This is a genomic window from Micromonospora cremea, from assembly GCF_900143515.1.
In the GTDB taxonomy this organism is placed as follows: Bacteria; Actinomycetota; Actinomycetes; order Mycobacteriales; family Micromonosporaceae; genus Micromonospora; species Micromonospora cremea.
Genome location: NZ_FSQT01000002.1, coordinates 3,292,583 through 3,311,665 on the forward strand (window position 1 = coordinate 3,292,583; position 19,083 = coordinate 3,311,665).

The following is a 19,083-nucleotide window of genomic DNA, read 5'->3' on the forward strand; positions in this document are numbered from 1 at the left end:
TATCGGAGCGGGCGGTGTTGGATCTTGGACCTGGGCGAGGTGGCGCTGGTTGGCTCGGATCGACCAATCACCCGACCACGGGGAGTAGATCGTCATGCCCAGTCTCGACCGCCGCCGCTTCCTGCGCGACGCCGCCGCCACCACCGCCCTGGTCTCCGCCGGCGGCCTCGCCGCCACCTCCTCCGCCCCGGCCCAGGCCGCGCCGCCGGCCGCCGCCCCCGCGCCGACCACCCGCCGCCGCGGCGCGGTCAGCTTCCGCTGGTGGGGTACGGCCGGCTGGCGCATCGACATCGCCGACCGGACCGTGCTGGTCGACCCGTACCTCAGCCGGATCGACACCGGGCTGTTCACCGGGCCGTTCAACCCGGCCACAGCGTTGACCGTGCGCACCGACGTGATCGACGCGCGTGTCGAGCGGGCCGCCACGGTGCTGGTCACGCACACCCACTGGGACCACTTCATGGATGTGCCGCACATCGCCGGGCGCACCGGCGCGCGGGTGTTCGGCACGCTGACCGCGTACCACCTGGGACTGGCCTACGGGGTGCCGTCGACGCAGCTCAGCGCGGTCAGGGGCGGCGAGGTGCTGGACTTCGGCGACCACACCGTCGAGGTGGTCAGCTCGCTGCACAGCCGCAACGCCGCGTACTCGGTGGCGTTCCCGGGGGTGCGGGTCACCCAGCCGGCGCGGCCGGCGACCATCGGCGACCTGCCGGAGGGGGACACGCTGAGCTACCTGCTGCGGGTCGACGCCGGCCCGTCGGTCTACTTCACCGGCGCCAGCGACGTCGCCGAGCGGAACCTCACCGGCCTGGCGCCGGACGTGGCCATGGTCGCCATGCAGAGCGCCACCACCACCGGCGACTACCTGCCCCGGCTGCTGGCCGGCCTGGACTACCCGAAGGTCGTGGTGCCGGTGCACTGGGACAACTTCGAGACCCGGTTGCAGAACCCGCCGGTCGTCGCCCCGGCCGACCGCCCCCGGCTGGACGACATGATCGCCGCGGTGCGCCGAATCTCGCCGCGCAGCCGGGTGCTGGTGCCCGAGTACGAGACGGCGTACCACTTCTGACCGGCCCGGGTGGGGGTCGCGGCCTGACCGGCGCGACCCCCGCCGGGTCAGCCGGCGGCCAGCTCGGCGAGGGCGCGCACCGACTTCCAGTTCCGGGTGGTGGCCACCACGGCCAGCTTCTTCTCCAGGTACGCGTTGGTGAACTTCGACCGCCCGTAGCCACCGTCGGCGTAGTGCAGGTAGACCTCCCGGCCGGTCACCGTGAACGCCACGTTTTCGCCGCCGGGCACAGTCAGCGCGTCCACCGTGGACCGCTTCGGTGCGGTGGCGAGGAAGGCCACCAGCAGCCTCGTCGCGTCGTCCTCCCGCTCGGCGTACGGGTTGCCGCCGGCCACCGCCGCCAGCTCCCGGGCGCTGCGCACCAGCACCGGCACGCTCAGCCCCAGCTCGTCGGCGAGCGCCCGCTCGATCCCGGCGGCCAGCCGCTCGGCGTCGCGCACGGTGCTGCCGAACACCACGTTGCCGCTCTGCAGGTACGTCTTGACGTCCTCGTGCCCGAGATCGGTGACGAGCCGGCGCAGGTCGGCCATCGCGAGCCGGGTGGAGCCGACGTTGACCCCGCGCAGCAGGGCGACGTACCGGGTCATGCGGTCCTCCTCGATTGCCGGGCGACCTGCTCAGCGTAGGCCGACCGGCCCCAACCCGCCGGGACCCACCAGGCCAGTCTCGTAGGCGACGATGACGAGTTGCGCGCGGTCGCGCACCGCCAGCTTGGTCAGCAGCCGCCCGACGTGCGTCTTCACAGTGGCCAGGCTGAGGTTGAGGTGCGCGGCCAGCTCGGCGTTGGACAGGCCCCGGGCGATCAGCGCGAGCACCTCCCGTTCCCGTTCGGTCACCCCGTCCAGCCGGCGCGGCAGCGGCCGGGCCGGCTCCGGGCGCCGGGCGAACTCGTCGATCAGCCGGCGGGTCACCGTCGGCGCGAGCAGCCCCTCACCGGCGGCCACCACCTGGATGCCGGTCAGCAGCTCCGCCGGTGGGGTGTCCTTGAGCAGGAAGCCGCTGGCCCCGGCCCGGATCGCGCCGTAGACGTACTCGTCGAGGTCGAAGGTGGTCAGGATGAGCACCCGGGTGGCCGCGGTCGCCGGGTCGGCGCAGATCCGCCGGGTCGCCTCGATGCCGTCCATCTGCGGCATGCGTACGTCCATCAGCACCACGTCAGGCCGATGCTCGGCGGTCAGCGCGACCGCCTCCACGCCGGTGCCCGCCTCACCGACCGTGGTGCAGTCGGGGGCCAAATCGACCAGCAGCCGGAAGCTGCCGCGCAGCAGCGCCTGGTCGTCGGCGATCAGTACCCGGATCACGTGGCGACCCGGTACGGCAGGCGCGCCGTCACCGCGAAACCCCCGCCGGCGCGTGGCCCGGCCCGGAAGTCCCCACCGTGCACCGCCACCCGCTCGCGCATGCCGACGAGCCCGTGACCCTCCCCGATCACCTCGACCGGACGCCGGCCGTCGTCGATCACCTCGACCCGTACCTCACCGGGCGTGACGGTCACCGTCGCCCGGCAGGCGGCGGGCGCCGCGTGCTTCACCACGTTCGTCACCGCCTCCTGCACGATCCGGTACACGGCGAGGCCCACCGACTCCGGCACCGTACCGTCCGGTTCCTCCCGCCGGATGTCGAGCCGGACGTCGACGCCGCCGATGGTCGCCCGCTCGGCGAGGCCGCGCAGCTCGTCCAACCCGGGTGCCGGCGCGTACGGGGCTTCCTCGCGCAGCACGCCGAGCACCCGGCGGATGTCGGTGAGCGCGTTCCGGCCGGTCTCCTCGATCACCCGCAGCGCGGCCCCGGCCTCGCGTGGGTCCGCCTCGGCGACGTGGTTGGCGACGGCCGCCTTCACCACGATCAGACTCAACGTGTGCGCCACCACGTCGTGCAGCTCCCGCGCCACCCGCAGCCGCTCCTCGGTGGCGGCCTGGCGGATCAGGTGCTCGCCCTGCCGGGCGGCGAGAGCGCGTCGCTCCCGGATGGACCAGCCGAGCACCCACGCCGGCGCGATCATGACGGTGGCGTAGCCGACCGCGCCGGTCCGGGACCAGAGGTCACCGGCGGTCGTCACCAGCCCGACGCTGACCACGGCGAGACAACCGCCGGCAATGAGCACCGACCGCCGTGCGGGAATCGACACGGCGACCGTGTAGAAGGACAGCCCGATGGCGACCGCGGGCGCGGCGGCGGCGAAGTTGGGAATCACCCCGGTGACCAGCGCGGCAGTGGTGACGCAACTGATCACGATGGCCACCGCGACCGGCCACCGCCGGCGAGCGGCCAACGGCAGCCCGATGGCCAGCCCGACCAGCACGGACACCCAGGCCGGTTCGCGTACATCCCCGTGCAACGGCGACTCCAGCGCCGCGTACGCGCAGAGCATCCCGCCGACCACCACGGCCAGCACGGCGTCCACGATGTACAGGTCCACCGGCCGCAGCCGCCGGGTCAGCAGGAGAGCGGTCACCGGGCAGACGGTATCGGCCGGCCGAGGTCGGCGCGTCCACCCGTGGGCCGTCATCCTCGGGAACGACGCCCGGTCCCCTTTCGAGCCACGGCTCCGCCCGTAGCAGGGCCGGAAAGTGCCCGCCACGGCACGACGCGCGGCAGGCCCCGCGACCGGCACCGTGGCGGTCATGACCACAGACACGGTGACCCTGACAGGGCTGCGCGCGGTGTACGGCACCGGAACCCGCCGGGTGACGGCCCTCGACGGTGTGACGACCAGCTTCGCGAGCGGCACGTTCACGGCCGTGATGGGCCCCTCGGGCTCCGGGAAGTCGACGCTGCTGCACTGCGCGGCGGGGCTGGACCGCCCGGCCGCAGGGACCGTCACGATCGACGGCAACCGCCTGGAGGACCTGGGCGAGGACGAGTTGACCCGCCTGCGGCGCGACCGGATCGGTTTCGTCTTCCAGGCGTTCAACCTGGTGTCCACGCTGACCGCGGCGCAGAACGTCGAGCTGCCGCTGCGCCTCGCCGGGCGCCGCCCGCCGGCCTCCGACGTCGCCGCCGCGCTGGCCGCCGTCGGGCTGGCCGACCGGGCCCGGCACCGGCCGAGCGAACTCTCCGGCGGCGAGCAGCAGCGGGTCGCCCTGGCCCGGGCGTTGATCACCCGGCCGGCGGTGGTCTTCGCCGACGAGCCGACCGGCGCGCTGGACAGCGCCGCGTCCCGGCAGGTGCTGCGGCTGCTGCGGGCACTCGTCGACGACCACGGCCAGACGGTCGTGATGGTGACCCACGACCCCACCGCCGCCGCGTACGCCGACCGGGTCCTCCTGCTCGCCGACGGCCGCCTGGCGGACGAGTTCACCGACGGGATCACCCCCGCGGCCATCGCCGCGCGGATCGCCGAACAGGCCACGGATCCGCCGGGCGGCTCCCGCCCGCCGGCGCACGTGGCGGGGGAGCCGTCGTGCTGAGCGTCCGGCGATCCGCCGGCGCGTTCGCGGCCGTCGCCGTGGGGGTCGCGCTGGTCGCGGCGAGCACGCTGCTCCTGGCCTCCGGGCGTCCGCAGGTGCCGGACCGCCTGGCGCACGCGGCGGTCATCGTGCAGAGCCCCGAGGCGGACACGCCAGCCGATCCGTTCCCGCCCACCCGGCCCTGGTCGGCGAGCGTGGCGACCGAGCTCACCGGACGGCTGGCCGGTGTGCCCGGCGTCGCCGCGGCGGTGCCGGACCGCACCTTCTACGCCCAGCCGCTCGTCGACGGCCGGCCACGGGCCGCCGACGGCCAGCGGGAGGACGCCCACCAGGGGCACGGGTGGGTCAGCGCCCGGCTGGGTGGACTGCGCCTGACGGCGGGCGAGGCACCACGTCGTGCGGGCGAGGCGGTCGTCGACCGCGCGCTCGGGCTGCGTCCCGGTGCGCCGGTCACCCTGCTGACGGCGGCAGGCCCGGAGCCGTACACGGTCACCGGTCTGGTCGACGCGCCGGGCGTCCACGTCGCGGACGAGGTCGCCGCCGCGCTCGCGCCCGGTGTCCGGGCCATCGGTCTGGTGCTCGACCCGGGCACCGATCCGGAGCGGGTGGCCGTGGCGGCGCGCGGCGTGGTCGGCGGCGACGCAGAGGTGCACACCGGCGACGGACGGGGAGCGTTGGAGCCCCTGGGCGATGCCCGCACGCGCTGGATCGGCATGCAGGTGCTGACCGCCACGGCCGCCCTCGCCGGGTTCGTCACGGTCTTCGTGGTCGCCTCCACGTTCGCGTTCACCGTCGCGCAGCGTCGTCGCGAGCTGGGTCTGCTGCGCGCCGTGGGCGCCACCCCTGGCCAGGTGCGCCGCATGGTGTACGCCGAGGCGCTCGCCGTCGGCGCCGCCGCCGGGTGCGTCGGCCTGCTGGTCGGCGCGGCGCTCGCCCCGGCGTTGGGCCGGCTCCTGGTCGATGTCGGCTTCGAGCCGGCGACCTTCCGGGTCCGGTACGCCCTCTGGCCGCTCGTCGTCGCGCTCGCCGCCGGGCCGGTGATCGCCCTGCTGGCCGTCTGGTCGGCGTCGCGGCGGGCGGCACGGGTCCGGCCGCTGGAGGCGTTGCGGGAGGCGGCGGTGCAGCAGCGACCGATCGGGCGGCTGCGCGCCGTCACCGGGGCGCTCCTCGTGGCGGCCGGGGCCGCCCTCGGCCTCGCCACCGCGACCTCCGACGACGCCCAGGACGGCGCGACGTTCGCCCTCTACGCGGTGATGGCCCTGGTCTCCGGTGCCACCGTGCTGGCCCCGGCGGTCGTCGGGCCGCTGGTGCGGCTGCTGCGTTCCCCGGTGCGTCGGCGCGGCGGAGCGGTCGGGCTGCTGGTGCGGTCCGGGGCCCTGACCGCGACCCGACGGACCGCGTCGATCGCCGCGCCGGTGCTGCTCACGGTCGCCTTCGCGGTGCTGGTGGCCGGGATGGTGCGGACCTCCACCGCGGCGTACGCGGTGGGACGGGCGGACCGGGTGAACGCCGGATGGGTCGTCGCACCCGACGGGGCGCCCGGCCTGTCGGACCGGGCCGTCGCGGCGACACCCGGCACGGCACTCCTGCCGACCACGGTGTTCGTTCCCGGCTCCGACCCGGCGGCGATCCGGCCACTGACCGCGCTCGGCGTCGACCCGGTGGCCTTCGCCGCGGCGAACCGGGTGCTCACCGTCGTCGCCGGCTCGCTGCACGACCTGCGCGGCGACGACACGGTGGTGCTCACCGCCTCGGCAGCGCCAACGGCCGGACTGCCGTCGCAGCCGTACCCGGTGGTCTTCGCCGACGGGGAGCGGGTGTCGTTGCGCGTCGTCGCCGTGGTCACCGACGACTCGCTCCCCGGTGACCTGCTCCTGCCCCGCGCCGCCGTCCGGGCACACGATCCGTCGGCGCTGACCTCCGAGGTGTACGTCCGGGACCGGATCGATCCGCCGGTCGGGGCGCGGGTCGTCGACGTCACCGCCTGGGCGGCGGAGGCGGACCGCGCCGAGGACCGCCTGGTCTGGCTGTTCACGCTGCTGCTGATCGGGGTGTCGGCCGGCTATGGGGCCATCGCGGTGGTCAACACGCTGCTGCTGGCCGCCGCCGGCCGGGCCGCCGACCTGCGGCTGATCCGGCTGGCCGGCGCGACCCGGCGGCAGGTCCTCTGGCTGGTCACGGCCGAGTCCGCCCTGGTGGTGCTGATCGGCGCGGCGCTCGGCGCGAGCGTGGCGTTCGCCGGTCTGCTGAGCATCCGCGCCGGCCTCGCCGAGCAGGTCGGCGCGCCGGTGGACCTCGTCGTGCCGTGGTCGGTGGTCGGCGGCGTCGTGGGCCTGTGCCTGCTGCTCGCGGTGGTGGCGAGCGTGGTGCCGACGTGGCGGTTGCTGCGCCACCGTCCCGGCCGATCGCCGGTCGACGCCGTCGCCGGGTGACCCGTCCCGGCCCGAGGGGGCGTCGAGGTGGGCGCCAGGCCGCTACGGTCCACGGATGCGATCCGCGCGCCCGGTCGGGCTGCTCCTCTCCGCCGCCGCCGTGCTGCTCTGGGCGATCGGCATGACGGTGCTGCAACCGCTCACCGAGCCGATCGGCCCCTGGTCCGAGCGGCTGCCGGGCAACAACGCCTACTGGGCGCGGGACCTGCGGTTCGTGGCGATCGTCGCGGTCGTCCTCGGGCTGGTGCTGGCCGGCCACGGGCGCTTGCGGTGGACCGGGCCGGCGGTGCTGCTCGGCGGTCTCTGGACCGCCGCCGACGTGGCGATCGACCGGGCCGACCCGAGCGGTACCGGATGGACCGTGCTGCTCACCGCCGGCGGGTGGGCGGTGCTCGGCCTGCTGGAGGCGGTCCTGTGGTGGCGGGAGCGCGGCGCACCCCGAGCCGGTGCGGACCGGTGGGCGCTGACCGGCGCGGCCTGCGTGGCGGGGGTGCTGACACTGGTGGCCGCCGGCATCGAGTCACCGACCGACCGGGAGCCGGAGCTGAACCCGTCGGCCTTTGCCACCGGCGTGCTGCTGGTCGCCCTGACCATCGGCGCCGCCCTGGCCGCGGCCCCGGCCCGGACCCGGGCCCGTTGCGTGCTGGCGGCCGGGCTCGTCGTGGCGGCCGTGTTCGGCGTCGGACTGATCCGGACGATCACACCCGGCCCACGGGCTCTGCCGCAGCTGGCCCTCGGGGCGGTGCTGCTCACCGGGGTCACCCTGCTGGCGTGGGACTGGCCGGGCGGCCGGCCGGTCTGGCGGCGCCACGCGGTGGCCGCCGTCGCCGCGCTGGTGGGTCCGGTGACGATGCTGGTGCTCGTGGGCATCACCATGATCGTGCTGCTGCCGGTCGGCGCGATATTCACGGCGCTGGCCGGCAACAGCCCGATCAACGCGGCCGACTCCGACGTGCTGCTCTCACTGGTCGGGTTGCTCGCCGGACTCGGGATGGGGCTGCTGCTGGCCTGGCCGCCCGCCCTCGGCTACCGCCGCTGACTCACTCCACCACCGGCAGCACGACCTCGTTGCGGCGCAGGAACCACGGCTTCCACGGCGGGTCGAACCGGGCGTACCGGATGGCGCCGGTCGGTTGCAGCCCGGCTGCGGTGACCGAGCGGCCGAGCATGGTGGCCCGCTGGCCGAACGCCTTCTCCGTCCACCGCCCGGAGAAGCGCACGGCCGCCGCGAGCTGCGCCGGGACCTCCCGGATCCGCACCCGGGGGTCCACCGGCTCGGGCAGGGTGGCGGCGGTGAAGCTGGCCGGCATGACGAACTGGACCAGGTACGCGTCCGGCCGCTCGCCCTCCTCCTGGACCACCGGCGCGGTCATCGCGATCTTCTCCGTGCCGGTGGCCTCCTGCATCACCGGCGCGGTCATCCCGATCGGGTGCCGGGCCCGGTTGGCGCCCCCGATGTAGGCGGCCAGCGGCCGGAACGCCTCCATCGGGGCCCGGGTGAACGACGCCTGGATCTGCATCTCGGCCACCAGGTGGGCCGGGTACCGGCGCAGCTCGAAGCCGGGGTGTCGGGACACCACCCGGTACGGCTGCTGCTCGGTCATCGCGTGCTCCCAGGAGATCTTCTGGGACAGACGCTACCGCCCGTCCGGTCCCCGCTCGGCCGAAGTCGGCTCCTGCGCCCCGGGGGTGACCGCCCGCCCGGTCAGCCGCGAGTACTGCCGCTTGCCCTCGTCGCGCAGCACCACCCCGATCCGGCCCAGCTCCCGGCGCAGCTCCCGGGCGTCGTCGCGTCGACCCCGCTGGATCGCCCGATCCCGGGCCCGCAGCAGGGCGTCCGCCCCGGCGGGCAGTCCGGGCAGGTCGGGCACCCAGAGTCGGTACGCCGCCCGGTGCGGATCGCCGTCCGCCCACCCCCAGCCGTGCGTGCGGAACGCCGCCGCCAGCCGGGTGACCGGCAGGTCCGTCGACTCCCGGACCAGCTCCGCGCCGTCGGCGTCGAGCAGCACCAGCTCTCCGCTGTCGACGAAGACCACCCGGGTCTCGGCCCGCGCGACGTGCCGGTTCTCGCCGGCGCGGCGCAGTCGGACCTGCGCCGCGTCGACGGTGACCGCCAGCCGTTCGGCGGTGCCCACCCCGGCGAGGACCAGACCGGCCAGCGCGCCCACCGCTGCCGTGCCGGCGATCGCCTGCTGCTCGGGCAGCCGGTCCAGCAGGTTGAACAGCCACTGCACGGGCGCCCAGGGCAGCCCGGCGACCCAGCCCGCCACCAGTGCGAGCAGGCCGCCGGCACCGGCGCCGAGCAGCGGGAAGCCGGCCCAGAGCACGACCAGCTCGACCGGCCCGCCGGTGACGGCGGTGCGCGGGCCGTAGCCGTCGCCGGCCATGCTCAGGACACCTCGCGGCGCAGCGTCCGGACCAGGCCGGCGGCCAGCGGGAGGACCATCCAGACCAGCAGGGACACCGCTATCCGGCCCCACTGCTCGCCGGTGATCGCGTCGCTGCTGAACAACGGTTCCATGGTCCGGCTGGTGTCCAGCCAGCTGGCTGGACCGCGCAGGGGCCGGACCAGCTCGCCGAGCACACCCCAGAGGGTGGGCAGCAGCAGGTAGCCGACGATGGCCAGCGGCGGGTTGAGCAGCAGCAGACCGAAGGCGGCACCCATCAGCACGCCGGTGACCTGGAAGATCACCGCGTTCAGGATCAGCGACGCGTCGGTCTGCCAGGTGCCCGCGCCGCCGGTGGCGGACGCCACCAGCGTTCCGGTGGCGGCGACGGCCAGGCTGGCCAGCACCGAGGCGAGCGCGGCCAGCGCCACCGCGATCAGCTTCGCGGCCACCACCCGCTCCCGACGGGGCACCAGGGCGTACGTGGTGAGGGCCGTGCGCTGCGACCATTCGCTGGTGATCGACAGGATGCCGAGCACCGGCAGAAGCACCCCGATCGGCAGCAGCGAGGGCGTGAAGAAGTTGACGAAGGTCTGTTCGGCGTCCTTGGCGTAGATCAACTGGAGCGTGACGATCACGGCGGTGATCAGGCCGATGGTGATCAGCAGCCAGCGGCCGGCCCGGGTGTCGACGAGCTTGCGCAGCTCCACGGCGGTGAGCCGGAGCAGCGACGGGCGGCTGACCGGAGCGTGCTGCCGGGGCGTGACGGCGCCAGCGGCGGGAGCGGTGGTGGTGGTCATCGGACGGCCTCCTTGGTGGATTCGCCGGCGGTCAGGGTGAGGAAGAGCTGTTCCAGGCCACCGCCGCCGGCGGGGCGCAGCTCGGCCAACGCGACGCCGGCGTCCGCGGCGGCCTGGCCGACCACCTCGGCGTCGGCCTGCACCAGCAGCCCGTCGGCGCCGTCGGCGGCGGTCAGGCCGGCCGCGTCCAGCGCCCGGCGCAGCGCCGCGCCGTCGCGGGCCCGGACCAGCGTGCCGCCGCCGGCGAGCAGGTCGTCCTTGGTGCCCTGGGCCACGATCCGGCCGCCCCCGATCACCACCAGCTGGTCCGCGACCGCCTCCACCTCGCTCAGCAGGTGGGAGGAGAGCAGCACGGTGCCGCCCCGGTCGGCGAAGTCGCGCAGCAGGCCGCGCATCCAGAAGATCCCCTCCGGGTCCAGGCCGTTCGCCGGTTCGTCGAGGATCAGCACCCGCGGGTCGCCGAGCAGCGCGTGTGCCAGGCCGAGCCGCTGGCGCATGCCCAACGAGTACGCCCGTACCCGCCGCTTGGCGGCCACCGCGTTCAGCCCGACCAGGTCGAGCTTCGCGGCGACCTCCCGCCGGTCCAACCCCATGGTGTACGCGGACAGCGTCAGCGCCTCGCGGCCGGTCCGCCCGGCGTGCTGGGCGGAGGCGTCCAGCAGCACCCCGACCTCCCGCCCCGGGTTGGGCAGCTCCCGGTAGGGGCGCCCGGAGACGGTGGCGCGGCCGGCGGTTGGTGCGGTGAGCCCGCAGATCATCCGCATGGTGGTGGACTTGCCGGCGCCGTTCGGGCCGAGGAAGCCGGTGACCGTGCCCGGCTCGCACTGGAACGACACGTCGTCCACCGCCGGGTGGGGCCCGTATCGCTTGGTGAGGTTCTCCACGGTGATCATGTCGTCGAGCCTGCCCGGGCCGCCCGGCCATCCGCTGCGGCCACCGGTCGGTGCCGCACCGACCTTGGTCGACCAAAGGGTCTCGACTTTGGTAGCTGGTCGTGGCGGCGTTCGGCTGCCTAGCATGGCCTCGTGACCAGCCTCGCCGTGCCGGAACACCCCTGGCTGCTGCCCGGGGCGCTGGCCGACGCGGCCAACCCGAACGCGGCGACCCGGCGGCCACGCCGCACCACCCGGGACTGGGCGGTCGACACCCTGGCCTTTCTGCTCTCCCTGCTCTGGGTGCTGTTCGTCACCGCGGACGCCCTGTCGCCCGACCCGGCCATCACGCCCCCGCTGCCGCACGACTGGATGACCGGCGTGGACGCGCTGCTCGGGCTGGCCTGCTGCGGGCTGCTCTGGCTGCGCCGGCGGTGGCCGCTCGGGCTGGCGTTGGCGACCGCACCGCTCACGCTGTTCTCGATGGCCTCGGCCATCCCGCTGGTGATCCTCTACTTCACCGTGGTGGTGCACCGGCGTACCGCCGTGGCGGTGGCGGTGACCGGCCTCGGTCTGGTCACCAACATGGTCTTCAGCTGGCTGCGTCCGGACCCGAACATGTCGTACTGGGTCACGGCGGCGTGGGGCGTGGTGATCAGTTTCGCCGTGCTGGCCTGGGGGATGTTCGTGCGTGCCCGGCGGCAGTTGATCGTGTCGCTGCGGGATCGAGCCGAGCGGGCCGAGGAGGAGCAGCAGCTGCGGGTCGCCCAGGCCCGCCACCTCGAGCGCACCCGGATCGCCCGGGAGATGCACGACGTGCTGGCCCACCGGATCTCGCTGCTCAGCCTGCACGCCGGGGCGCTGGAGTTCCGCCCGGACGCGCCGGCGGACGAGGTGGCCCGCGCGGCCGGGGTGATCCGGGGCAGCGCACATGCCGCCCTTCAGGACCTGCGCGAGGTGATCGGGGTGCTCCGGGCGGAGGGCGACAGCGACGCCCCGGAGCCCCCACAGCCCACCCTCGCCGACCTGCCCGCCCTGATCGCCGAGTCGCGGGCGGCCGGGGTGCGGGTGAACGTCACCGACAGCGTCGTCGCGGCGCAGGAGGTGCCGGTGGCGCTGGGGCGGGCCGCGTACCGGATCGTCCAGGAGGGGCTGACCAACGCCCGCAAACACGCGGCCGGCGCGGCCGTCACCGTGGAACTCGCCGGTGGGCCGGGCACCGGGCTGACCGTGGCGATCAGCAACCGGTGGCCGGTGGGCACCCCGACCGGAGGTGAGCTACCGGGCGCCGGCACCGGCCTGGTCGGCATCACCGAGCGGGTCACCCTGGCCGGCGGCCGGTTGGCGTACGGCCGGGACGACGCGGGCGACTTCCGGTTGGCCGCCTGGCTGCCGTGGCCGGCGTGACCGGGCTCCCCGGCGAGACCGGGGCGGGCGCGGACATCACCCCGGTGCGGGTGCTGATCGTGGACGACGACGCCCTGGTCCGGGCCGGGCTGTCGATGATCCTCGGCGGCCTGCCGGACCTGATCGTGGTCGGCGAGGCGGCCGACGGCGGCGAGGTGCCGGCCGCGGTCGCCGCGCACGCCCCGGACGTGGTGCTGATGGACATCCGGATGCCACGGGTGGACGGGCTGACCGCCACCGAGACGCTGCGCGCCCAGCCGCACCCTCCGGAGGTGCTGGTGCTGACCACTTTCGACGCAGACGAGCAGGTGCTGCGGGCGCTGCGCGCCGGGGCGGCCGGTTTCCTGCTCAAGGACACCCCACCGGCGGAGATCGTGCGCGCGGTGCGCCGGGTGGCGGCCGGCGAGGCGACGCTCTCCCCGACGGTGACCCGGACGCTGATCGCCCATGTGACCGGCCCAGCCCCGGGCCCGGCCGGCCCCGACTCGCGCCGGGAGCGGGCGCTGCGGCTGCTCACCGGGCTCAGCGAGCGGGAGCGGCAGGTGGCGGTGGCGCTGGGTCGGGGCTGCACCAACGCGGAGATCGCGGGGGAGTTGTTCATGAGCGTGGCGACGGTGAAGGCGTACGTCTCCCGGCTGCTGACCCGGCTCGACCTGAACAACCGGGTCCAGGTGGCCCTGCTGGTGCACGATGCCGGCCTGGTCTGACTTTGCACTCATTGTTGAATGTTCCAGCGTTGGAAGTATCAGGGGTGACGGCATGGACGGCTTTGCGGGACGTGATCATGAGCTTTCTCTGCTGAACGGCATGCTCTCCCCGGTCGTCCGGGAGGTGCTGCGCCGGCTACCCGGCGATCTTCTGCCCGCGGAGGCGGCGGTGATCGGTGGCTACTGGACCAGGAGCAACGACCCGGAGATCGACGTGGTCGGCGCCGGCCCTGGCCGTGTCGCGTCGCGGCGCCGCCGTCGAGGGGATACCCGTGTTGTCTCCGGAGGATCTGCTTAACGCGTACCGGATTGAACTTTCGTCCGGTGTTGGCCGTACCACTGCCCGAGGATGTCGGTGCGGCTGGTCCGCCGTATCGCTGCCGAACTGCGGGAGGCCTGCCGTGCGAGTTGGTGAGCAGTCGACGGATCCCATCGACCAGGTGCTGGGTGAGGTGCCGGTGCCGGCGCCGCTGACCCCCGAGGATGTCCGGCTGGCGGTCCGGGCGGTGGTCGTGCACACCGCCGAGGAGTGGCCCACCGGGCCACTGTGCCGCAACGACGGCGCCTCCTACCCCTGCCGGCTGCACCGCTGGGGGCGGCGGGTGCTCGAGACACACGGGCTCAACGAGCGACAGATCGAGGCGTTGATTCGGCACGGCAACCCCTTCGTGCACGTGCCCTTCCCGTTCACCGCGACCGGGCCGTCCTCCGCCCGTCCCGCCGGCTACTCGGCCCAGGCCGCGCGTACCAACGGGCTGACGGTGCGGCACCCGGCCGCGCGGGTCGTGCCACCCGGGGTACGGCCCACCGCTCCCGGCCGGCCGGTGACTCCCCCCGTCACCGCGCCGCGCTGGCCCCGGGCGAGCTGAGCGCGCTACCCCCGCCCGCCCGTCCCGGGGCGACACGACGCCGGCCCGACGCGAGGTTCCCCACCCGCGCCGGGCCGGCGTCGTGCTGCCCGGGCCTCAGTCGTTGCCGGCCCCGACCCCGCAGTCCGGCGCGGACCAGCTCGTCGTGTTCGAGCTGTTGTCGCTGTTGTTCTCCCGCCGCGAGTCGACGTGCACGTGATCGTCGTGGTCGGGGTAGCCCGGCCCGTAGAGACCGCTGAAGCCGTTGTTGCGCGCGCTGCGGGCCACCTGGCACAGCGACGACGTCCGCGAGGTGACGTCGGCCGCGTTGCCGTACAGGTGCTGGCTGTCCGACGCGCCGCCGACCTGGTTGTTGCAGCTCCGGCTGCGGAAGCCGCCCGAGACGTAGAGCGGCTTGTCGCCGAGGCCCTTGCGCAGCGCCTCCAGCTTCCACATGGTGCGCAGCGCGTTCTGCCGGGTCTGGTCCGCCGACAGCGGGCCGCCGGTCCACCCGCCCCGACCGCACCCGTCGTCCAGCTCGCTGTAGCTGAAGTGCGCGGGCGTGCAGTCGTTGTCCTGGAGCTGGTACAGCTTGGCGTAGGTCTGCGGGCCGGCGATCCCGTCGGCCCGCAGCCCGTACGCCTGCTGGAACCGCTTGACCGCGGCGGCGGTCTTCGGTCCGTAGATGCCGTCGTTCTCGACGATGTCCCGGTCCCCGGCCCAACCGGCCACCCGGATCTGCAACTGTCGGACGTCGCTGCCCGAGCGCCCCTGCGACAGGGTGCGATCCCAGGTGTAGCAGCCGTCCGCGTGCGCCGCGGGCGCGGCGACCACTGAGGCGATCGCGGCCCCGGGCAGCGCCAGGGCGAATGCGACGGCAGCTCGCTTCAAGGTGTTTACGCGCACAGAAGTCCTCCCGATAGGAGAGCGAATGGGGTGGGTCCGGGACATCGACCGGGACGTCCCGCGATTTCCACCCTCGCACCGATCAGGGCGGTTGGCGGCAATTAACGAGAATTGTCCTCACGAACGGCCTTGCCTGGGTATTGCCTGGGAATTCGGCTGATTTGTGAAACAGCCATTCACCTCCGATCACCCCGCCGACGGGCAACCACACCGAACGTCGCAATCGGTCACACCGAGGGTGATGTTCCTCTGTCATAGGCGGCCGGTACCGTCAGCCTCGGGCGGCGGACTGGCGGAGGTGCACGTGGCACGCGGTGGCGTCTTCTGTGTCGAGGGCCAGTGGCACCGAGACCTCAACGAGCGCGGTTCCGTGCTGCCCACCCTCGAGTTGCTGGAACGGCTCGGCAAGATCCGCTTCATCCACAAGGACGCGGCCACCCGAGACGAGCTCTTCTACTTCCTGGACCGCTGGCTACTCAAGCAGTACGCCGACCACCGGGTCGGCTTCTTCGCCATGCACGGCGAGCCGAGCCGACTCTGCCTCACCGACTGGCAGTCCGTGGAGTTGAACGAGGTGGCCGATTTGATGGCCGGCCGCTGCGAGGGGCGCCGGCTCTATTTCGGCAGCTGCTCCGTGCTGCGCGCCTCGGACGCGGTGCTGCGCGAGTTCCTGGAAGTCACCGGAGCCGCGCTGATCTGCGGTTTCACCCGGGAAGTCGACTGGGTCGAATCGGCCGCTTTCGAAACCGTGCTGCTCGACGTGCTGGCCAATGGTCAGCGACACAATGCCGCCGAACTGCGGATGGGCTCGGCGCACTGGGCACCGCTCGCCTCGTACCTCGGTTTCCGGGTGATCTACGCCAACGGCCGGGCCTGGCGCCCCGCCGGTCGGCCCCGGGTGCCGGCCCAGGCGGTGCACCGCTCGGCCCGGCCCGGCTGACCCGCCGCCGCCGCGTCGCGGTCGCCCTGGTAGGAACGAATGATGGCGCGCAGCATCGCGAAGAACACCCGGGTCGACCGGGACACCCTGCTCGACTTCCTCCGGCCGCGACACCGCGTCGTGCTGATGACCACCCGGGCGGACGGTCGCCCGCAGTCCTCCCCGGTCTCCGCCGGCGTGGACAGCCAGGGCCGGCTGGTCGTCTCCACCTACCCGGAGCGGGCCAAGGTGACCAACATCCGCCGCGACCCCCGGGTCTCGGCCTGCGTGCTCTCCGACGACTGGGACGGGCCCTGGGTGCAGCTCGACGGCACCGCCGAGGTGCTTGACCTGCCCGAGGCGCTGGAGCCGCTGGTCGAGTACTTCCGCAGCATCTCCGGCGAGCACCCGGACTGGGACGACTACCGGGCGGCGATGGTCCGCCAGGGCAAGTCGCTGATCCGGGTCACCATCGACGCCTGGGGCCCGATCGCCACCGGCGGCTTCCCCGCCCGGCTCGCCGACTGACGGTTGGCGGGTGGCACCCCCTGGGGCGCGGGCTTGCTGTCGAGCTGCCCCACATCCAGGGCATCGACAGCGCGGAAGGGTGATCAGTACGCGGCGGTGAAGCGCGCGTTCTGGTGTCGCGGCTGCTCGATCTCGTCGACGATCGCCACCGCCAGGTCCTCGTACGTCAGCACCGAACGGCCCTGGTCGTCGGTGACCGGCTGGTCGGTGCCGGTGCGGTAGTGCCCGGTGCGCTCGCCGGGGTGGAACTCCAGCGGGGGCGGCGAGACGTACGTCCAGCTCACTCCATCGGCGGCGGTGCGGTAGTAGTCGAGGGCGTCCGCCTGGCCCAGCGACGAGTCCCGGTACTGCGCCGGGAAGTCCGGCTCGTCCAGGATGCGGGTGCCACGTGGGGTGAGCAGGGTCGACCCGCCGCCCAGGTGAATGATCCGCGGCGCCGCCGGCATCCCGCGCAGCGTGGTCACCAGGTTCTCCGCCGCGTTGCGCCACAGCTCGCGCCCGCCGCCGCCGATGGCCACGACCAGCGCGTCCGCGTCCGGCGCCAGCTCCCGGACGCTCCGCTCGCTGGTCGCGTCACCGGTGACCGTCCGCACGCCGGCCGGCAGGTACGAGGTGGCCTCCGGGCGGCGGACGGCGGCGATCACCCGGTGCCCCCGGTCGACCGCCTCGGCGGTGATCCGCGACCCGGCGGTGCCGCCCGCGCCAAACACGACGATGGTGCTCACCAGCTCAGGCTAGGGACTGGGTCAGCCGCCCGTCGGTGGAACGAGGATCCCGTCAGTCGACCAGGGCGGCGTAGACGAGCTGGCGCAGCTGGGAGCGCAGCGGGTACGTGCTCGACGGCATCAGCTGGGTGAAGAGAAGCGCGGTGATCTCCTCGGCCGGGTCCACCCAGAACGCGGTGCTGGCCACCCCACCCCAGTAGTACTCGCCGACGCTGCTCGGCACCCGGCTGGGAATCGGGTCGTCGACCACCGCGAAGCCGAGGCCGAAGCCGATCCCGTCGAAGGTGGTCTCGGCGAAGCCGCCGGTGGACAGGGTGCCCAGGTCCTGGCCGTTGGGCAGATGGTTGCGGGTCATGAAACGCACCGTGCGCGGCCCGAGCAGGCGTACGCCGTCCAGCTCGCCGCCGCGCAGCAGCAACTGGGTGAAGCGGTGGTAGTCGGCGGCGCTGGAGATCAGGCCGCCACCGCCGGAGAGCAGGGCGGGCTTGCTGTGGGCGAGCGAGCCGAGACTGTCGTAGCGGACCGCCCGGCCGCTGCGCGGGTCCGGCACGTAGAGCGCGGCCAACCGCTCGGCCTCGTCGCCCTCGACCCACCATCGGGTGTCGGTCATGCCCAGCGGGCCGAAGATCCGGTCGGCGAAGAACGCGTCGAGGCTCTGCCCGGAGACCACCTCGACCAACCGGCCGAGCACGTCGGTGGCGACCGAGTAGCCCCAGGCGGTGCCGGGCTGGAACAGCAGCGGCAGCTCGCCGAAGGCCGCGCAGGCGGTGGCCAGGTCGACGTCCGCCGGCGGGTACAGGTCGTAGCCGGCCGCCCGGTAGAGCCCGTCGACCACGGAGGTCTGCATGAAGCCGTACGTCAGGCCGGCGGTGTGGGTGAGCAGGTGCCAGACCCGGATCGGTTCGATCGCCGGCACGGTGTACGGCTTGAGCGCCGATCCCTTCGAGTAGACCCGCAGGTCGGCGAACTCCGGCAGCCAGCGGCTGATCTCGTCGGTCAGCTCGAAGCGGCCCTCCTCCCACAGGATCATCGCCGCGACCGAGGTGACCGGTTTGGTCATCGAGTAGATCCGCCAGAGCGTGTCGGCCTCGACCGGCGCGCCCGACTCCCGGTCCCGCAGGCCGTACGTCGAGGAGTGCGCCACCTCGCCGCGACGGGTGACCACCACCTGCCAGCCGGCCAGCCGGCCGTCGTCGACGTACCGGCCGAAGTGCTCGTCGATCCGGGCCAGCCGCGCCGGGTCGAAGCCGATCTGATCCGGGTCCTTGCTCCGCGCCACACTCACGCCGCCGAACCTACTAGCCGGTACGCCGATACCGGAAGGGGCCCGCCACCGGCCGGCCAGCTGTCGGTGCCCGGCACTAGCCTGACCGGATGCCGGAGCTGACCGAGGACGTGACCTTCCGCCACGAGGACTGGTACGGCGAAGAGCTGACCGACCGGCACTTCGTGGGCTGCGAGTTCTTCCACGTGGACCTGACCGAGGCGGTGAGCCGCGGCGCGGTCTTCACCGGCTGCACCTTCGGCAACGTCCTGTTCAACGCCTCCCGGCACGTCGATTCCGCCTTCACCCGTTGCGTCTTCAAGCGGTGCAACTTCTTCGAGGCCGAGTTCACCGGCTGCAAGCTGGTCGGCAGCACCTTCACCCAGTGCGACCTGCGCCCGTTGACGGTCGCCGGCGGCGACTGGTCCTTCGCCGCGCTGCCGGGCGCGGACCTGCGCGGCGTCCGGCTGACCGACGTGCGGATGCGCGAGGTCGACCTGACCGGCGCCAACCTCACCGGCGCCACGGTGACCGGCGTCGACCTCTCCGGCGCTCAGCTGCACAGCTCCCGGCTCAGCGACGCCGACCTGCGCGGCAGTGACCTGACCGCGCTCGACCCGACGGTCGTCGAGCGGGCCGGCGCCATCGTCGACGCCGAGCAGGCCGTGGTCATCGCGCAGGCGCTCGGCTTCCGGATCGGCTGACGCGAGGGCGCTCCCGATCGACCGACGTCCCCGTCCGGCGGGACCCGGCTGTCCGATACCGTCCGGTTCCGGACTGGACACACCCGCCCGTCCGGATCTAGC

The 19,083-nt window shown here is 73.9% G+C and carries 21 protein-coding genes; 11 read left to right on the forward strand and 10 right to left on the reverse strand.

The features are described 5' to 3' along the window. Positions 1-94 precede the first annotated feature (94 nt). Positions 95-1,072 (forward strand): MBL fold metallo-hydrolase, encoded by a 978-nt coding sequence (locus BUS84_RS28920; RefSeq protein ID WP_074317297.1) that lies wholly within the window; start codon positions 95-97, stop codon positions 1,070-1,072. A 47-nt stretch (positions 1,073-1,119) separates the two neighbouring features. Here BUS84_RS28920 and BUS84_RS28925 read toward each other — a convergent pair whose 3' ends face one another. The 3 genes from BUS84_RS28925 to BUS84_RS28935 are packed head-to-tail and all read right to left on the reverse strand — an operon-like array spanning position 1,120 to position 3,527. Then, on the reverse strand, positions 1,120-1,659 hold the full coding sequence (locus BUS84_RS28925; protein WP_074317298.1) for a DUF1697 domain-containing protein: 540 nt from the start codon (positions 1,657-1,659) through the stop codon (positions 1,120-1,122). 30 nt (positions 1,660-1,689) lie between these two features. Next, the gene (locus tag BUS84_RS28930; protein WP_074317300.1) at positions 1,690-2,373 is read right to left on the reverse strand and encodes a response regulator; all 684 of its coding nucleotides are present in this window, start codon (positions 2,371-2,373) and stop codon (positions 1,690-1,692) included. Beyond that, entirely contained in the window at positions 2,370-3,527 is a 1,158-nt protein-coding gene (locus BUS84_RS28935; RefSeq protein WP_244298761.1) for a sensor histidine kinase, read from the reverse strand. Before BUS84_RS28935 ends, BUS84_RS28930 begins: the two co-directional genes overlap by 4 nt. Before the next feature lie 169 nt (positions 3,528-3,696). Between BUS84_RS28935 and BUS84_RS28940 the strand changes: the two genes are divergently transcribed. The 3 genes from BUS84_RS28940 to BUS84_RS28950 are packed head-to-tail and all read left to right on the forward strand — an operon-like array spanning position 3,697 to position 7,953. Continuing rightward, positions 3,697-4,482: an ABC transporter ATP-binding protein gene (locus BUS84_RS28940; protein ID WP_074319192.1), complete on the forward strand. Its 786-nt coding sequence runs from the start codon at positions 3,697-3,699 to the stop codon at positions 4,480-4,482. Further along, positions 4,476-6,914 (forward strand): ABC transporter permease, encoded by a 2,439-nt coding sequence (locus BUS84_RS28945; RefSeq protein WP_074317302.1) that lies wholly within the window; start codon positions 4,476-4,478, stop codon positions 6,912-6,914. Before BUS84_RS28940 ends, BUS84_RS28945 begins: the two co-directional genes overlap by 7 nt. 55 nt (positions 6,915-6,969) lie before the next feature. Then, positions 6,970-7,953 carry a hypothetical protein gene (locus tag BUS84_RS28950; RefSeq protein ID WP_074317303.1) on the forward strand — a complete coding sequence of 328 codons (984 nt, stop codon included), beginning with the start codon at positions 6,970-6,972 and terminating at the stop codon, positions 7,951-7,953. 1 nt (position 7,954) lies between these two features. On the opposite strand, the gene BUS84_RS28955 is transcribed toward BUS84_RS28950, so the two are convergent. Genes BUS84_RS28955 through BUS84_RS28970 form a run of 4 tightly spaced genes read right to left on the reverse strand, consistent with a single transcriptional unit; the run spans position 7,955 to position 10,994 of the window. Next, positions 7,955-8,518: an SOUL family heme-binding protein gene (locus BUS84_RS28955; RefSeq protein ID WP_074317304.1), complete on the reverse strand. Its 564-nt coding sequence runs from the start codon at positions 8,516-8,518 to the stop codon at positions 7,955-7,957. A gap of 33 nt (positions 8,519-8,551) precedes the next feature. Continuing rightward, positions 8,552-9,301: a YqeB family protein gene (locus BUS84_RS28960; RefSeq protein ID WP_074317305.1), complete on the reverse strand. Its 750-nt coding sequence runs from the start codon at positions 9,299-9,301 to the stop codon at positions 8,552-8,554. Between the two features lie 2 nt (positions 9,302-9,303). Next, positions 9,304-10,101, reverse strand: coding sequence for an ABC transporter permease (locus BUS84_RS28965; protein WP_074317306.1), 798 nt, complete (start codon positions 10,099-10,101; stop codon positions 9,304-9,306). Beyond that, positions 10,098-10,994 carry an ABC transporter ATP-binding protein gene (locus BUS84_RS28970; RefSeq protein WP_074317307.1) on the reverse strand — a complete coding sequence of 299 codons (897 nt, stop codon included), beginning with the start codon at positions 10,992-10,994 and terminating at the stop codon, positions 10,098-10,100. Before BUS84_RS28970 ends, BUS84_RS28965 begins: the two co-directional genes overlap by 4 nt. A gap of 132 nt (positions 10,995-11,126) precedes the next feature. On the opposite strand from BUS84_RS28970, the gene BUS84_RS28975 reads away from it, so the two are divergent. The 4 genes from BUS84_RS28975 to BUS84_RS28985 all read left to right on the forward strand — a co-directional run bounded on the left by BUS84_RS28975 (position 11,127) and on the right by BUS84_RS28985 (position 13,956). Next, positions 11,127-12,380 carry a sensor histidine kinase gene (locus BUS84_RS28975; RefSeq protein ID WP_074317309.1) on the forward strand — a complete coding sequence of 418 codons (1,254 nt, stop codon included), beginning with the start codon at positions 11,127-11,129 and terminating at the stop codon, positions 12,378-12,380. Beyond that, positions 12,359-13,087 carry a response regulator gene (locus BUS84_RS28980; RefSeq protein ID WP_074317311.1) on the forward strand — a complete coding sequence of 243 codons (729 nt, stop codon included), beginning with the start codon at positions 12,359-12,361 and terminating at the stop codon, positions 13,085-13,087. Before BUS84_RS28975 ends, BUS84_RS28980 begins: the two co-directional genes overlap by 22 nt. A gap of 52 nt (positions 13,088-13,139) precedes the next feature. Continuing rightward, positions 13,140-13,385 (forward strand): DUF234 domain-containing protein, encoded by a 246-nt coding sequence (locus tag BUS84_RS37820; RefSeq protein ID WP_143728555.1) that lies wholly within the window; start codon positions 13,140-13,142, stop codon positions 13,383-13,385. A 103-nt stretch (positions 13,386-13,488) separates the two neighbouring features. Next, positions 13,489-13,956 carry a hypothetical protein gene (locus tag BUS84_RS28985; RefSeq protein WP_074317313.1) on the forward strand — a complete coding sequence of 156 codons (468 nt, stop codon included), beginning with the start codon at positions 13,489-13,491 and terminating at the stop codon, positions 13,954-13,956. A 96-nt stretch (positions 13,957-14,052) separates the two neighbouring features. Here BUS84_RS28985 and BUS84_RS28990 read toward each other — a convergent pair whose 3' ends face one another. Beyond that, a complete protein-coding gene (locus BUS84_RS28990) occupies positions 14,053-14,841 on the reverse strand; it encodes a D-Ala-D-Ala carboxypeptidase family metallohydrolase (protein ID WP_074317315.1) in 789 nt (262 codons plus the stop codon). A 304-nt stretch (positions 14,842-15,145) separates the two neighbouring features. On the opposite strand from BUS84_RS28990, the gene BUS84_RS28995 reads away from it, so the two are divergent. After that, positions 15,146-15,781: a DUF6642 family protein gene (locus BUS84_RS28995; RefSeq protein WP_074319193.1), complete on the forward strand. Its 636-nt coding sequence runs from the start codon at positions 15,146-15,148 to the stop codon at positions 15,779-15,781. Between the two features lie 42 nt (positions 15,782-15,823). Next, positions 15,824-16,288, forward strand: coding sequence for a PPOX class F420-dependent oxidoreductase (locus tag BUS84_RS29000; RefSeq protein ID WP_074317317.1), 465 nt, complete (start codon positions 15,824-15,826; stop codon positions 16,286-16,288). Positions 16,289-16,371: 83 nt separating this feature from the next. On the opposite strand, the gene BUS84_RS29005 is transcribed toward BUS84_RS29000, so the two are convergent. Together BUS84_RS29005 and BUS84_RS29010 are read right to left on the reverse strand one after the other, a co-directional pair. Further along, complete coding sequence (locus BUS84_RS29005; RefSeq protein WP_074317319.1) at positions 16,372-17,013, reverse strand: NAD(P)-dependent oxidoreductase; 642 nt, start codon at positions 17,011-17,013, stop codon at positions 16,372-16,374. Positions 17,014-17,065: 52 nt separating this feature from the next. After that, positions 17,066-18,298, reverse strand: a complete 1,233-nt coding sequence (locus tag BUS84_RS29010; protein WP_074317321.1) for a serine hydrolase domain-containing protein — start codon at positions 18,296-18,298, stop codon at positions 17,066-17,068. Between the two features lie 89 nt (positions 18,299-18,387). Here BUS84_RS29010 and BUS84_RS29015 point away from each other — a divergent pair, with 89 nt between their 5' ends. Continuing rightward, entirely contained in the window at positions 18,388-18,981 is a 594-nt protein-coding gene (locus tag BUS84_RS29015; protein ID WP_074317323.1) for a pentapeptide repeat-containing protein, read from the forward strand. Positions 18,982-19,083: the final 102 nt, after the last annotated feature.